Annotated in this window: 14 protein-coding genes and 1 pseudogene (1 of these 15 running past the window's edge); 13 read left to right on the forward strand and 2 right to left on the reverse strand. The window is 72.8% G+C overall.

From position 1 onward, the window contains the following. Positions 1-73 precede the first annotated feature (73 nt). Together JS521_RS17090 and mycP are read left to right on the forward strand one after the other, a co-directional pair. On the forward strand, positions 74-943 hold the full coding sequence (locus JS521_RS17090) for a hypothetical protein (RefSeq protein WP_205083870.1): 870 nt from the start codon (positions 74-76) through the stop codon (positions 941-943). Beyond that, positions 940-2,121 (forward strand): type VII secretion-associated serine protease mycosin, encoded by a 1,182-nt coding sequence (mycP, locus tag JS521_RS17095; protein ID WP_205083854.1) that lies wholly within the window; start codon positions 940-942, stop codon positions 2,119-2,121. Before JS521_RS17090 ends, mycP begins: the two co-directional genes overlap by 4 nt. A gap of 17 nt (positions 2,122-2,138) precedes the next feature. Here the strand turns inward: mycP and JS521_RS17100 are convergent, their stop codons facing one another. After that, positions 2,139-3,083, reverse strand: coding sequence for a DMT family transporter (locus tag JS521_RS17100; protein WP_205083855.1), 945 nt, complete (start codon positions 3,081-3,083; stop codon positions 2,139-2,141). 69 nt (positions 3,084-3,152) lie between these two features. Here JS521_RS17100 and JS521_RS17105 point away from each other — a divergent pair, with 69 nt between their 5' ends. From JS521_RS17105 to JS521_RS17115, 3 genes are all read left to right on the forward strand, one after another. Further along, entirely contained in the window at positions 3,153-3,758 is a 606-nt protein-coding gene (locus JS521_RS17105) for a TetR/AcrR family transcriptional regulator (RefSeq protein ID WP_205083856.1), read from the forward strand. A 94-nt stretch (positions 3,759-3,852) separates the two neighbouring features. Then, a complete protein-coding gene (locus tag JS521_RS17110) occupies positions 3,853-4,581 on the forward strand; it encodes an SseB family protein (protein ID WP_205083857.1) in 729 nt (242 codons plus the stop codon). A 107-nt stretch (positions 4,582-4,688) separates the two neighbouring features. Continuing rightward, complete coding sequence (locus tag JS521_RS17115) at positions 4,689-5,402, forward strand: MIP family channel protein (RefSeq protein WP_205083858.1); 714 nt, start codon at positions 4,689-4,691, stop codon at positions 5,400-5,402. Between the two features lie 115 nt (positions 5,403-5,517). Here the strand turns inward: JS521_RS17115 and JS521_RS17120 are convergent, their stop codons facing one another. Further along, positions 5,518-5,880 carry a DUF1844 domain-containing protein gene (locus JS521_RS17120; protein ID WP_030114094.1) on the reverse strand — a complete coding sequence of 121 codons (363 nt, stop codon included), beginning with the start codon at positions 5,878-5,880 and terminating at the stop codon, positions 5,518-5,520. A 333-nt stretch (positions 5,881-6,213) separates the two neighbouring features. Here JS521_RS17120 and infC point away from each other — a divergent pair, with 333 nt between their 5' ends. The 8 genes and pseudogenes from infC to JS521_RS37660 form a co-directional block, all read left to right on the forward strand. Further along, positions 6,214-6,930, forward strand: a complete 717-nt coding sequence (gene infC, locus JS521_RS17125; RefSeq protein ID WP_073779549.1) for a translation initiation factor IF-3 — start codon at positions 6,214-6,216, stop codon at positions 6,928-6,930. A 121-nt stretch (positions 6,931-7,051) separates the two neighbouring features. Further along, entirely contained in the window at positions 7,052-7,246 is a 195-nt protein-coding gene (rpmI, locus tag JS521_RS17130; RefSeq protein WP_003970213.1) for a 50S ribosomal protein L35, read from the forward strand. Positions 7,247-7,353: 107 nt separating this feature from the next. Continuing rightward, positions 7,354-7,737 carry a 50S ribosomal protein L20 gene (rplT, locus tag JS521_RS17135; RefSeq protein ID WP_003970214.1) on the forward strand — a complete coding sequence of 128 codons (384 nt, stop codon included), beginning with the start codon at positions 7,354-7,356 and terminating at the stop codon, positions 7,735-7,737. Positions 7,738-7,860: 123 nt separating this feature from the next. Continuing rightward, positions 7,861-8,706: a TrmH family RNA methyltransferase gene (locus tag JS521_RS17140; RefSeq protein ID WP_205083859.1), complete on the forward strand. Its 846-nt coding sequence runs from the start codon at positions 7,861-7,863 to the stop codon at positions 8,704-8,706. A gap of 173 nt (positions 8,707-8,879) precedes the next feature. Continuing rightward, positions 8,880-10,058 carry a sensor histidine kinase gene (locus JS521_RS17145; RefSeq protein ID WP_205083860.1) on the forward strand — a complete coding sequence of 393 codons (1,179 nt, stop codon included), beginning with the start codon at positions 8,880-8,882 and terminating at the stop codon, positions 10,056-10,058. Positions 10,059-10,174: 116 nt separating this feature from the next. Beyond that, a complete protein-coding gene (gene pheS, locus JS521_RS17150; RefSeq protein WP_205083861.1) occupies positions 10,175-11,314 on the forward strand; it encodes a phenylalanine--tRNA ligase subunit alpha in 1,140 nt (379 codons plus the stop codon). Beyond that, positions 11,314-13,167, forward strand: a pseudogene (pheT, locus tag JS521_RS17155) (phenylalanine--tRNA ligase subunit beta); the annotation flags it as partial. The gene pheS and the pseudogene pheT, both read left to right, overlap by 1 nt. A gap of 9 nt (positions 13,168-13,176) precedes the next feature. After that, positions 13,177-13,322, forward strand: partial view of a phenylalanine--tRNA ligase subunit beta-related protein gene (locus tag JS521_RS37660; protein ID WP_443732182.1) — the 5' end (the start) only. The gene runs 706 nt beyond the window's last position; the window shows 146 of its 852 coding nt (coding positions 1-146); the start codon lies at positions 13,177-13,179; its stop codon lies beyond the right edge, outside the window.

Genomic DNA, 13,322 nt, shown 5'->3' on the forward strand with positions numbered 1-13,322 from the left:
CGCCACGGGCCCCCACCCGGTGCCCCCCGGACCGCCCCCCGTCACCCGGCGCAGGCCCGTCGGGGCCGTCGAGCTGACGCCCGCGCCGGGAGCCGTTCCGCCGCCCCCCGGCCGCTACCGGGCGCCAGTCCGCCACAGCTTTCCGGAGACGCCCGTCGAGACCACCACCCGGCTGCGGCCCGTCCGGCCCCGGCAGCGGTGGCGTACCGTCGCGGCCGCCGCCTGCGTCGTCCTCGGCCTCGGGCTCATCGGCGGGGCCGCCACCGGCGCCTGGCTGACCGGCGACTCCTCGGCCGAGACCACCAGGAGCCCGTACACCGCAGCCCGCGCCGCCTGGCACAGCGTCCCCGTCGACACCCTGTTCCCCCGCGAGCTCGACGGCAGGGGCGCGGGCCCCGGCGGCACCCACCGCACCTGGACCCGGGTCGCCGTCGCCGCCGACAGCACGTGCAAGGGCGGGCTCGATCCGCTCCTCCTCACCACGCTCCGGTCCGTCGGCTGCGAACGGCTCGTGCGCGCCACGTACACCGACGCCACCCGTTCCGCCGTCACCACCGTCGGCCTGGTCTTCACCGAGGCCGACGCACCGGGCATGCAGGCGCTGCGCACCCGGTTCACCGAGCAGAAGCTCGGCGCGCGGGGGGACCTCATGCCTCGCACGTACGCCCCCGAGGGAAGCCCCGCGGCCTCCTTCGGCGCCGGGCAGCGCGCCAGCTGGACGGTCAACCCGCTCACCGAGATCCCGGTCGTCGTCCTCGCCGTCTCCGGCTTCGCGGACGGGCGCACCGTCGCCGAACCGCAGCCCGCGGCCGACGCCATGGCGACGGGGGCGGAGACGGACATCGCCCAGGCCGGGCTCGGCCACGAGGCGAAGGGCGTCGCGGACCGGGTGGAGCGCGGACTGCGCACAGCCGTCGCCGAACTCACGGAGCAGCCCGGATGACCCGACGACCCCACCGCGCGCTCGCCGCGGTCTGCGCCGCCGCCGTCCTCGTCCTCACCCCCGCCGCGCCCGCCCACGCGGACGCCATTCGCGACCAGCAGTGGGCCCTGAAGGCCCTGCACACGGACCGGGCCTGGCAGACGACCCGGGGCGACGGCGTCACCGTCGCCGTCCTGGACACCGGGGTCGACGACGCGCACCCCGACCTGACGGGCCAGGTCCTCCCCGGCAAGGACCTCGTCGGCTTCGGCGCCGCCCGCGGTGACTCCTCCTGGGCCCTGCACGGCACCGCGATGGCCGGCATCATCGCCGGACGCGGCAACGGTCCCGGCCGCACCGACGGCATCCTCGGCATCGCCCCCGAGGCCCGGATCCTGCCGGTCCGGGTCATCCTGGAATCCAAGGACCCGGCCCGCGCCAAGGCCCGCAAGTCCCGGGGCGCCGCCCTCGCCGACGGCATCCGCTGGGCCGTCGACAACGGCGCCGACGTCATCAACCTCTCCCTCGGCGACGACAGCAAGTCCGCCCACCCCGACCCCGGCGAGGACGCGGCCATCCAGTACGCCCTGTCCAAGGGCGTCCCCGTCGTCGCGTCGGCGGGCAACGGCGGTGAGAAGGGAGACCGGATCTCCTACCCCGCCGCCTACCCGGGCGTGATCGCGGTCGCCGCCGTCGACGAGTACGGCACCCACGCCTCGTTCTCCACCCGCCGCTGGTACGCCACCGTCAGCGCCCCCGGCGTCGACATCGTGGTCGCCAACCCGGACGGGCACTACTACATCGAGTGGGGCACCTCGGCCGCCGCCGCGTTCGTCGCCGGCGCGGTCGCCCTGGTGCGCGCCGCCCACCCCGGCCTCGACCCGGCCCAGATCAAGAAGCTCCTCGCCGACACCGCCCGCGACGCCCCCGCCCAGGGCCGCGACGACGCCCGCGGCTACGGCATCGTCGACCCGGCGGAGGCCATCGAGGCGGGCGGCCGACTGCGCGCGGCGGACCTGGACGCCAAGGCCGCCCCGGCCGGCCACCCGGGGCGGTACTTCGGCGCGGGCCCGACCCCGCCCCGTACCGACGAGGGACCGTCCAACTGGGCCGCCCCGCTCGCCGGGGGCCTCGGCGCGGCGCTGCTCGCGGTCGCCGTCGTCCTGTGGCGCGGCCGCAACGCCCCCGGCCGCCGCTGAGCCGTCACCCCACGTCCTCACCGCCCTGCCCCGGGCAGGGCTTCCGCCCTGTCGCGCACGCCCGGCTCCGGCTCCCCGGCGGACCCGCCGCCGCGCGGAGCGGACCCGTGCCGCACCACGACCACCGCCGCCAGGGCCAGCGCCAGGCCGATCGCGGTCCGGATCCCGAACGGCTCCCCGAACATCAGGGCGCCCCAGACCGCCGTCACCGGGGCCATCAGGAACATGAGCGTGTTGACCGCCGTGACGCCCGAGCGCCTCAGGATCAGCCAGTAGAGCCCGTAACCGCCGAAGGTGGACAGCACCACCAGCCAGCCGATCGCACCCCAGAACGCGAGCTCGGGCGGCGGCAGCGCGGCCCCCGTGCCCACGGCGAGCGCGGTGAAGATCACGGTGCTGGCGGCGCAGTGGACGGTCAGCGACACCGAAGGAGCCACCCGGACGGCCGAACGGCTCTCCAGGAACGTGGCGGCCACCAGCGCCAGCATGCCGGTGAACGGCAGGGCGTAGGCCCACCAGGCCACCCCGGCGGCGGCCGAGGCGTCGGCCAGCGTGACCACGGCGACCCCGCTCACCCCCAGGCACAGGCCGAGCCACTGCCGCGCGGTGACGTACTGGTGCAGCAGGGGCCCGGCGAGCGCGCCCGCGACCAGCGGCTGCACACCGTCGATCAGGGCCGTGGTGCCCGTGGAGACCCCGAGCTGGATCGCGTAGTAGACGGTGAGCAGATAGCCGCTCTGCGACAGCGCGCCGATCACGGCCTGGCGGGCCACGTCCCGTACCCCCAGACCCCGCCAGGAGGCCCGCGCGACGGTCACCGCGACCACCGCCAGGACGACCGTCAGCGGCAGGAACCGCCACATCAGGATCGTCAGCGCGGACGCACTGCCGGCGCCGAGCTTCGCCCCGATGAACCCGGAGCTCCAGCACAGCACGAAGGCGACCGGAAGCAGGACGTTCATGACGCACGCACCTCGCTATACAGATCGGTATACCTGCGCTCGACTATACAGATCGGTATACTCGTCGGCATGGGCACTTCCGAGGAACTGCGACGGATCACCATGACGCCTGCCGCGCGACGGGCCCTGGCCGCCGCCGAGCGGCTGTTCTACGACCGGGGCATCCACGCCGTCGGGGTGGACCTGATCGCCGCCGAGGCCGGGGTGACCAAGAAGACCCTCTACGACCGCTTCGGCTCCAAGGAGCAGATCGTCGTGGAGTACCTCGCCGACCGCGACGAGCGCTGGCGGGCCCTCCTCGCCGAGCACCTGGACGCCGCGCCGTCCGGGCCGCGGGCGCGGATCCTGGCCGTCTTCGACGCCTCGCGCGCCTGGATGGGGGAGAACGGCTCCAAGGGGTGCAGCATGGTCAACGCCCATGCGGAGATCAGCGACCCGGCCCACCCGGCCCACTCCGTCATCACCGGCCAGAAGCGGTGGATGCTCGACCTGTTCACCCGGCTCGCCGGGGAGATCGAGGGCGTCGGCCCCGAAGACGCCGACCGGCTCGGCCGGGCGCTCATGCTGCTGCACGAAGGGGCCCTGGTCGCCCACGGCCTGAAGGTCTTCCCGGACCCGGTCGCCCGGGCCCGTGAGGAGGCGGACGCCCTGCTGGCCGCGTCGGCGAGTGGCTGAACGCCAGCCCCACCCCGACGCGGCGAAGGGCTGAACCCCGGCCCCCGCCCCACCTGCGGCCAGGCCGCCCGGAGCCAGGCACTACCCTCGTCCCGTGGAGCTCAAGAACATCCCGGACCCCGGTTTCTCCGACGACGACGGCTCGGCCTCCGCGGCCCTGACCAGCGCACTCGACGCCTGGTCCCGGGACCGCAGCGCCGTCGGCCCCGTCCTCACCGCCCTGCGGGACGCCCGGCTCCTCGTCCCCGTCGTCGCCGTCCTCGGCGAGGTCGAGGTGGACGAGAAGGGGCTGCGGCGCGAGAAGACCAGTGACATGGCCGTCCCCACCCTCAAGGCCGGCGACCGGCGCGCGCTCCCCGCCTTCACCTCCACCGCCTCGCTGGCGCTCTGGGATCCCGAGGCGCGCCCCGTCGCCGTACCGCTGCACCAGGCCCTCCAGGCCGCCGCCCACGAGAAGGCCGACACGGTGGTGCTGGACCTCGCCGGGCCCGTCGCCTTCGAGCTGAGCGGGCAGGCGCTCCTGGCGCTGGCCGAGAACCGCACGAGCACCGATCCGCTCCAGGACCCCGCCGTCATCGAGGCCGTACGGGAGACCGTCGCCGCCGACCCCGCCGTCGTCCGCGCCCACCTCGGCCCCGGCAGCGCGGACGGCACGCTCGCGCTCGTCCTCGCCCCGGACGCGGTGCCCGCCGAGGCGGCCCGCCGCATCGCGCAGGCCCTGTCGGCCAGTGAGGTACTGCGGGCCCGGCTGGTCAGCGGCCTGGACCTGGCCCTTCTCCCTGCCGGTACGGCCATGCCGGGGGAGCCCCTCTTCGCCCGCTGATCAAGAGGCCGGACCTGGTCCAGCGAGCGCGAACCGCCCACCGCCGTGAGAATTGTCGGGAAAATCGGAGGAATCCGACCTAACGGACGACATCGCGAGGTGGTTCCATGCAGAAGCGGATCGTGACGTCAGAGTTTCTCGGCACTTTGCTGCTGGTGTTCTTCGCCGTGGGATCCGCGGTGGTCGCCGTCGAATACCTCGGCACGGTGGGCATCGCCCTCACCTTCGGCTTCACCCTCCTCGCGCTGGCCTACGCGCTCGGCCCGCTCTCCGGCTGCCACGTCAACCCGGCGGTGACGCTGGGCATGCTGATGGCCGGACGGATCGACCTCCGCACGGCCGTCGAGCGCTGGGTGGCCCAGTTCCTCGGCGCGATCGTCGGAGCCGCCCTGCTGTTCCTGCTGGCGAAGCAGATCCCCGGTCTGGAGACCAGCGGCGAGTTCGGCACGAACGGCTACGACGACCGGTCGGCCGTCGGCATCAACATCGGCGGCGCGTTCCTCGCCGAGGTGGTGCTCACCTTCCTGCTCGTCTACGTGGTCCTCGCCGTGACCCACAAGGTCGCGGTCACCGGCTTCGACGGGCTGCCCATCGGCCTGGCGCTCGCCGCGATCCACCTGGTGGGCATCCCGCTGACCGGCACCTCGGTCAACCCGGCGCGCAGCTTCGGCCCGGCGCTCTTCGCGGGCGGCGCCGCCCTCTCCCAGCTCTGGCTGTTCATCGTCGCGCCGCTGGTCGGCGGAGCGATCGCCGCGTACGCCCACCGGCTCACCCACCCCTTCCCCAACGTCCTGCCCGAGGAGACCGAGGACGCCATCTGACGCCGTCCGAGGCCCGCGAACGGTCCCGGACGCCCGCGCACACGGCACGCACGCGGGAGCCCGCCGCCCCACGAGGGGACGGCGGGCTCCCTTGTGTACGGGGGAGGGGCGGCGGCTAGCCGTAGACGGGGCCGGTGTACTTCTCGCCGGGGCCGTGGCCGGGCTCGTCCGGCACCAGCGAGGCCTCGCGGAAAGCGAGCTGGAGCGACTTCAGGCCGTCGCGCAGCGGCGAGGCGTGGAAGGTGCTGATCTCCGTGGCGCTCGCGTCCAGCAGTCCGGCCAGAGCCTGGACCAGCTTGCGGGCCTCGTCGAGGTCCTTGTGGTCCTCGCCCTCCTCGGTGAGGCCGAGCTTCACGGCGGCCGCGCTCATCAGGTTGACGGCGACCGTCACGATCACCTCGACCGCGGGGACCTCCGCGATGTCGCGGGCCATGTCGTCGAAGCCGGGGTTCTCACTGCTGGGGGTCGCGTCGCTCATGCCCACACGATAAGGCCAGGCCACCGCCCTCCCGTCCGCGGGCGTCCCTCCGGCCTCCGTGGTGCGGGCCCCGGGGTTCGTGCGGTAGTCTGGAGGAACGACCGGCCGGACATCTATGTGCCCGGCCCACAAGTGGAGGCTCCGATCTCCCACCTGGCTGTCCGTTCAGGACGGCGGGTCACCGGTCAGGCGGCGACCATCGTTCCGTACGGACGATGGGCCCGCCCGATAGCCCCGCGGTTGACCGCGGCGGTGTTCCGGTAGTTCCTGGAGCCTCGCCTTGTGTCCCGTCCGGGGCATTTTTGCAGTTCCGGCGCGGTTGGTCTTGACGTTATAAGACGTTACGCGGCTGTCCGCCAGGCGGTCGCGTGGTGCTACCGAGGAGGATCCATCAGCGCCGAGCCCCGCATCAACGACCGGATTCGCGTTCCCGAGGTCCGACTTGTCGGTCCCAGCGGCGAGCAGGTCGGGATTGTTCCGCTTGCCAAGGCCCTGGAACTCGCACAGGAGTACGACCTCGACCTGGTCGAGGTGGCGGCGACAGCCCGTCCGCCCGTGTGCAAGCTCATGGACTACGGGAAGTTCAAGTACGAGTCGGCCATGAAGGCCCGTGAGGCGCGCAAGAACCAGGCGCACACGGTCATCAAGGAGATGAAGCTCCGGCCGAAGATCGACCCGCACGACTATGACACCAAGAAGGGTCATGTCGTCCGGTTCCTCAAGCAGGGCGACAAGGTCAAGATCACGATCATGTTCCGTGGTCGTGAGCAGTCCCGTCCCGAGCTGGGCTTCCGACTGCTCCAGCGTCTCGCTTCGGACGTCGAGGACCTGGGCTTCATCGAGTCCAACCCGAAGCAGGACGGCCGGAACATGATCATGGTTCTGGGCCCGCACAAGAAGAAGACCGAAGCCATGGCCGAAGCCCGTGAGGCCCAGGCCGCCCGCAAGGCGGAGCGTCAGGGCACGACCGACGCACCGTCCGAGGGCGAGACCGCCGAGGCCCCGGCCGACGCGGCCGAGGCTCCGGCCGAGACACCTTCCGAGGCGTGACCTTCGGGGGCCGCCACCCAGGCGCCCCCGGGTCATCCCGGAATCCCATAGAGATCTGACGCCCCTGCAGTCCGGTGCCCGGCACCGTGAGGGGCGCCACTGACGAGGAGAGAACGGCGCGATGCCGAAGAACAAGACGCACAGCGGTGCCAGCAAGCGCTTCAAGATCACCGGCTCCGGCAAGGTGCTCCGCGAGAGGGCCGGCAAGCGCCACCTGCTCGAGCACAAGTCGTCCAAGAAGACCCGCTCGCTGACCGGCACGGTCGTCGTGGCTCCGGCCGACGCCAAGAAGATCAAGAAGCTTCTCGGCAAGTGAGGCCCGGCCTCCGGCCCAGGCCGGAGGCACGACCTCGATCACACCGGGACCAATTCGTTTCCGGGCCGTGTGAAGACACCCACGGCCCCGCTACAAGGAGTTAACAAGTGGCACGCGTCAAGCGGGCAGTCAACGCCCACAAGAAGCGCCGGGCAATCCTCGAAGCCGCCAGCGGCTACCGCGGTCAGCGCTCGCGCCTGTACCGCAAGGCCAAGGAGCAGGTCACCCACTCCCTGGTCTACAACTACAACGACCGCAAGAAGCGCAAGGGCGACTTCCGTCAGCTGTGGATCCAGCGCATCAACGCCGCTGCCCGCCAGAACGGCATGACGTACAACCGCCTCATCCAGGGTCTGAAGGCCGCCAACATCGAGGTGGACCGCAAGATCCTGGCCGAGCTCGCGGTCAACGACGCCAACGCGTTCGCCGCTCTCGTCGAGGTCGCCCAGAAGGCCCTCCCGAGCGACGTCAACGCCCCGAAGGCCGCCTGATCCAGGCACCGCCTTCCCAGGTAGTACGTGAACCGGACCCGCAGGCGCACGCCGTCTGCGGGTCCGGTGCGTTGCCGCTGAACCCCACCGCCGTACGCAGAGCAGAGAGGCTCGCCGCCGACCATGGGCACCCCCGAACTGATCTCCCCCCGCTCCCCGCGCGTCGCCGCCGCCCGCCGGCTGGCCCGCCGCAACTTCCGGAGCAAGGAGCGCAGGTTCATCGCCGAGGGGCCCCAGGCCGTACGCGAGGCCGCCGCCCACCGCGGCGGGGACGGTGAGCCGACCCTCATCGAGCTGTTCGCCACCCCCGAGGCCGCCGACCGGTACGCCGACATCGTCGAGGCCGCCCACGCGGCGGGTGCCCGGGTCCACCTGGCCGACCCCGAGGTCCTCGCCGACGTCTCCCAGACCGTCACCCCGCAGGGCCTCATCGGCGTCTGCCGCTTCCTGGACTCCCCGTTCCAGGAGATCCTGGACGCGCGGCCCACCCTGGTGGCCGTTCTGGCCAACGTCCGCGACCCCGGGAACGCCGGTACGGTACTGCGCTGCGCGGACGCCGCGGGCGCGGACGCGGTGATCCTGACCGACGCCTCGGTCGACCTCTACAACCCCAAGTCCGTACGGGCCTCGGTCGGTTCGCTCTACCACCTGCCCGTCGCCGTCGGCGTCCCCGTCGAACAGGCCGTGCAGGGCCTGCGCGACGCCGGGGTGCGGATCCTCGCCGCCGACGGGGCCGGGGCCGACGACCTGGACGACGAGCTGGACGCGGGCACCATGGGAGGCCCGACCGCCTGGGTCTTCGGCAACGAGGCCTGGGGGCTCCCCGAGGAGACCCGCGCGCTCGCCGACGCCGTCGTCCGCGTCCCCATCCACGGCAAGGCGGAGAGCCTCAACCTCGCCACCGCCGCCGCCGTCTGCCTCTACGCCTCCGCCCGCGCGCAGCGTCCGCGGCGCGCCCCCGACGCGTAACCCAGCGCCGTCCTCACGGCTCGTCAGCACCCGATCCCGGCCAATCCCGCGCCCCCTCCCACCGGCGCACTCCCCTCCGCGCCCCCACAGGGTGTCGCCGGTTCACCGACGCCTAGTAGGGTGACGAACTCGGGGGCCCACTGCACCGGTTCGAGAGGTGGGGATACGGGAAGATGGCTGTCGGCATGAGCTCGCCGCGACCGGCGCACAGCACCGCACCACGCGCTGCGGGCGAGGAGCCGGACGCGCTGGCGGCCGGTTCGGACGGCCTCCGCGCCGGCCTCGGACCGGACGCCACGGGCATCGACCCGGACGACCTTCCCGACGGTCTCGTCGTGGCCGACGCGAGCGGGCACGTCGTCTGCTTCAACGACGCCGCCGCCCGCATCACCGCCGCCCCCGCCGCCGAGGCGATCGGCCGGCCCCTGGACGTCGCCCTCCCGCTGGAGGACCTCAAGGGCAAGCGCTGGTGGCCGCTGACCGACCCGTACGGCGGTCTCGCCACCCGCAACGGCCAGCCCGAGCGCAATCTGCTGCTGCCCGGGGGCCGCGAGGTGCTGGTCTCCGCCCGTTACGTCCGCGAGCACCCGACCGGACCGGTGCGCCGGGTCGTGGTCTGCCTGCGGGGGACCGAGGCCCGTCGGCGTACCGAACGCAGCCACGCCGAACTGATCGCCACCGTCGCCCATGAGCTGCGCTCGCCGCTGACCTCCGTCAAAGGGTTCACCGCCACGCTGCTCGCCAAGTGGGAGCGGTTCACCGACGACCAGAAGCGGCTGATGCTGGAGACCGTCGACGCGGACGCGGGCCGGGTCACCCGGCTCATCGCCGAGCTGCTCGACATCTCCCGGATCGACTCCGGCCGTCTGGAGCTGCGCCGCCAGCCCGTCGACGTCTCCGCCGCCGTGGCCCGGCACATCCAGGCGCTGATCACCGGCGGCCAGGCCGCCGAGCGCTTCCTCGTCCGCACCCGCGGACCGCTGCCCGATCTCTGGGCCGACCCCGACAAGGTCGACCAGGTCCTCGGCAACCTCCTGGAAAACGCGGTGCGCCACGGCGAGGGAACCGTCACCATTGAGATCGCCCCGGCACCCGCGCCGGGCGCCGACGACGAGATGGGAACGGCTGTCACCGTGAGCGACGAAGGCCCCGGCATCCCCGAGGAGTCGATGAGTCGCGTCTTCACCCGTTTCTGGCGGGGGAGCAAGCGCGGCGGCACGGGCCTGGGCCTCTACATCGTCAAGGGCATCGTCGAGGCCCACGGCGGCACCATCACCGTCGACCGGGGGCCCGGCGGCGGAGCCGAGTTCCGATTTATTCTGCCTGTGAGCATGCCCGCCTATCTGGTGTGAGCAGCCCACAGGCTCCCCGACCGTCCTGCGGCCTTTAGACTCGACCTTTGGCACCTTTGCGTCCTCCGGTCGTCGAGCGGGGTCGCGCCACCAGCCAATCGGAAGCACGGGAAGAGATGTCGGCACCGAACAAGTCGTACGACCCAGTCGAGGTCGAGGCACTGAAACCGGAAGAGATCGAGCGCCTGCGGGACGAGGCGTTCGCCGCCTTCGCCGCCGCCGGTGACCTCGACGCGCTCGCCCAGGCGAAGACCGCGCACACCGGAGGTACCTCGCCGCTGTCCCTCGCCAACCGCGAGATCGGCGCCCTGCCCCCGCAGGCCAAGGCCGAGGCGGGCAAGCGCGTGGGCCAGGCCCGCGGCGCCGTCTCCAAGGCGCTGGCCGCCCGCCAGGCCGAGCTGGAGGCCGAGCGCGACGCTCGCGTGCTCGTCGAGGAGGCCGTGGACGTCACGCTGCCCTACGACCGCACCCCGGCCGGCGCCCGCCACCCCCTGACGACGATCATGGAGCGGGTCGCGGACGTCTTCGTGGCCATGGGCTACGAGATCGCCGAGGGCCCCGAGGTCGAGGCGGAGTGGTTCAACTTCGACGCCCTGAACTTCGTGCCCGACCACCCGGCCCGCCAGATGCAGGACACCTTCTTCGTCCAGGGCACCACGCCCGAAGGCAAGGCCACCGAGGGCGACGAGTCCGGCGTCGTGCTGCGTACGCACACATCCCCGGTCCAGGCGCGCTCGCTCCTGGAGCGCAAGCCCCCCGTCTACGTGGTCTGCCCCGGCCGGGTCTACCGCACCGACGAGCTGGACGCCACGCACACCCCGGTCTTCCACCAGATCGAGCTGCTCGCCGTCGACGAGGGCCTCACCATGGCCGACCTCAAGGGCACCCTCGACCACATGGTCCAGGCGCTCTTCGGACCGGACATGAAGACCCGGCTGCGGCCGAACTTCTTCCCGTTCACCGAGCCGTCCGCCGAGATGGACATGGTCTGCTACGTCTGCCGCGGCGAGTCCGTGGGCAACCCGGACCGCCCCTGCCGCACCTGCGGCAGCGAGGGCTGGATCGAGCTGGGCGGCTGCGGCATGGTCAACCCCAAGGTGCTCACCGCCTGCGGCGTCGACCCCCAGAAGTACAGCGGATTCGCCTTCGGGTTCGGCATCGAACGGATGCTGATGTTCCGCCACAACGTCGAAGACATGCGAGACATGGTCGAGGGTGACGTCCGGTTCACCCGGCCGTTCGGGATGGAGATCTGATGCGCGTCCCGCTTTCCTGGCTGCGGGAGTACGTCGACCTGCCGGCGACGGAGACCGGCCGTGACGTACAGGCCAAGCTCGTCTCCGTGGGCCTTGAGGTCGAGACCGTCGAGCAGATCGGCGCGGGCCTCAAGGGCCCCCTGGTCGTCGGACAGGTCCTGACCATCGAGGAGCTGGAGGGGTTCAAGAAGCCCATCCGCTTCTGCACCGTCGACGTCGGCACCGCCAACGGCACCGGCGAACCGCAGGAGATCGTCTGCGGCGCCCGTAACTTCTCGGTCGGCGACAAGGTCGTCGTGGTCCTCCCGGGCGCCGTCCTGCCCGGCGACTTCGCGATCGCCGCGCGCAAGACGTACGGCAAGACCTCGCACGGCATGATCTGCTCCACCGACGAGCTGGGCATGGGCGACGACGGCACGCACGGCATCATCGTGCTGCCGCCGGAGCACGAGGTCGGCACCGACGCGATCGAGCTGCTCCAGCTCGTCGACGAGGTCCTCGACATCGCCGTCACCCCGGACCGGGGCTACTGCCTGTCCATGCGCGGCGTCGCCCGCGAGACCGCGACCGCGTACGGGCTGCCGCTGCGCGACCCGGCGCTCCTGGACGTGCCCGCGCCGAACGCGTACGGCTACCCGGTGCAGATCTCCGACCCGATCGGCTGCGACCGCTTCACCGCCCGCACCGTCACCGGTCTCCAGCCCGAGGCCCGCTCGCCGATCTGGATGCAGCGCCGCCTCCAGAAGGCCGGCATGCGGCCGATCTCGCTGGCCGTCGACATCACCAACTACGTGATGCTGGAGCTGGGCCAGCCGCTGCACGCCTACGACCGCAACCGGGTCGACGGGCCGATCGGCGTGCGCCGCGCCACCCAGGGCGAGAAGCTCACCACGCTGGACGGCACCGTCCGCGTGCTGGACGCCGAGGACCTGGTCATCACCGACAACCGCGGGCCGATCGGCCTCGCGGGCGTCATGGGCGGCGCCAACACCGAGATCGCCGACGCGGACGGCGAGCACGCGCTCACCACTGAGGTCGTCATCGAGGCCGCGCACTTCGACGCGATCTCGATCGCCCGCACCGCGCGCCGCCACAAGCTGTCCTCCGAGGCGTCCAAGCGCTTCGAACGCGGCGTCGACCCGCAGGCCGCCGCAGCAGCGGCGCAGCGCACGGTGGACCTGCTGGTCCTCCTCGCGGGCGGCACCGCCGAGGCCGGGGTCACCGAGATCACCTCGCCCCACGCGCCGCGCACCATCGCGATGCCGGCCAACCACCCCGACCGGGTAGCCGGTGTGGAGTACGGGCGCGAGACCGTCGTCCGCCGCCTCCAGGAGGTCGGCTGCGACGTCTACGGGCAGGACGAGCTGATCGTCACCGTCCCGTCCTGGCGGCCCGACCTGAACGAGCCGAACGACCTGGCCGAAGAGGTCATCCGCCTGGAGGGCTACGAGAACCTGCCCTCCACGCTGCCCACGCCCCCCTCCGGGCGCGGTCTCACCGACCGCCAGCGGCTGCACCGCCGCATCGGCCGGGTGCTGGCCGGGGCCGGTTACGTCGAGGCGCTGAGCTACCCGTTCATCGGTGACGCGGTCCTCGACCAGCTCGGCCTGGAGGCGGACGACGCCCGCCGCCGCACGGTCAAGCTGGTCAACCCGATCTCCGACGAGGAGCCGGCGCTGCGCACCACGCTGCTGCCGGGCCTCCTCGGCGCGCTGCGGCGCAACGACGGCCGCGGCAGCCACGACCTGGCGCTCTTCGAGACGGGCCTGGTCTTCCGGCCGACCGGCGACGAGACCCCCGCCGTCCGGCTGCCCGTCGACCGCCGCCCCACCGACGAGGAGATCGCCGGTCTGGACGCGGCCCTGCCGCGTCAGCCGCGCCGCGCCGCCGTCGTCCTCGCGGGCGGCCCCGCGCCGGCCGGGGGGGGGGGGGGGGGGGCCCCCCCGGCGGGGGGGGGCGGGGGGGCGGGCGCCCCCCCCCAAGCGGGCGCGGCCCGCGGGGGGGGGGG

This window comes from Streptomyces durocortorensis (genome assembly GCF_016901035.1).
GTDB classification, from domain to species: domain Bacteria; phylum Actinomycetota; class Actinomycetes; order Streptomycetales; family Streptomycetaceae; genus Streptomyces; species Streptomyces durocortorensis.

What these genes read in the sequence shown, in the direction of transcription:
- rpmI (WP_003970213.1), top strand. Translation starts at nt 7,052, where the DNA reads ATGCCGAAGAACAAGACGCACAGCGGTGCCAGCAAGCGCTTCAAGATC.
- JS521_RS17140 (WP_205083859.1), top strand. Translation starts at nt 7,861, where the DNA reads ATGGGCACCCCCGAACTGATCTCCCCCCGCTCCCCGCGCGTCGCCGCC.
- mycP (WP_205083854.1), top strand. Translation starts at nt 940, where the DNA reads ATGACCCGACGACCCCACCGCGCGCTCGCCGCGGTCTGCGCCGCCGCC.
- JS521_RS17115 (WP_205083858.1), top strand. Translation starts at nt 4,689, where the DNA reads ATGCAGAAGCGGATCGTGACGTCAGAGTTTCTCGGCACTTTGCTGCTG.
- JS521_RS17145 (WP_205083860.1), top strand. Translation starts at nt 8,880, where the DNA reads ATGGCTGTCGGCATGAGCTCGCCGCGACCGGCGCACAGCACCGCACCA.
- JS521_RS17120 (WP_030114094.1), bottom strand. Translation starts at nt 5,880, where the DNA reads ATGAGCGACGCGACCCCCAGCAGTGAGAACCCCGGCTTCGACGACATG.
- pheS (WP_205083861.1), top strand. Translation starts at nt 10,175, where the DNA reads ATGTCGGCACCGAACAAGTCGTACGACCCAGTCGAGGTCGAGGCACTG.
- JS521_RS17105 (WP_205083856.1), top strand. Translation starts at nt 3,153, where the DNA reads ATGGGCACTTCCGAGGAACTGCGACGGATCACCATGACGCCTGCCGCG.
- JS521_RS17100 (WP_205083855.1), bottom strand. Translation starts at nt 3,083, where the DNA reads ATGAACGTCCTGCTTCCGGTCGCCTTCGTGCTGTGCTGGAGCTCCGGG.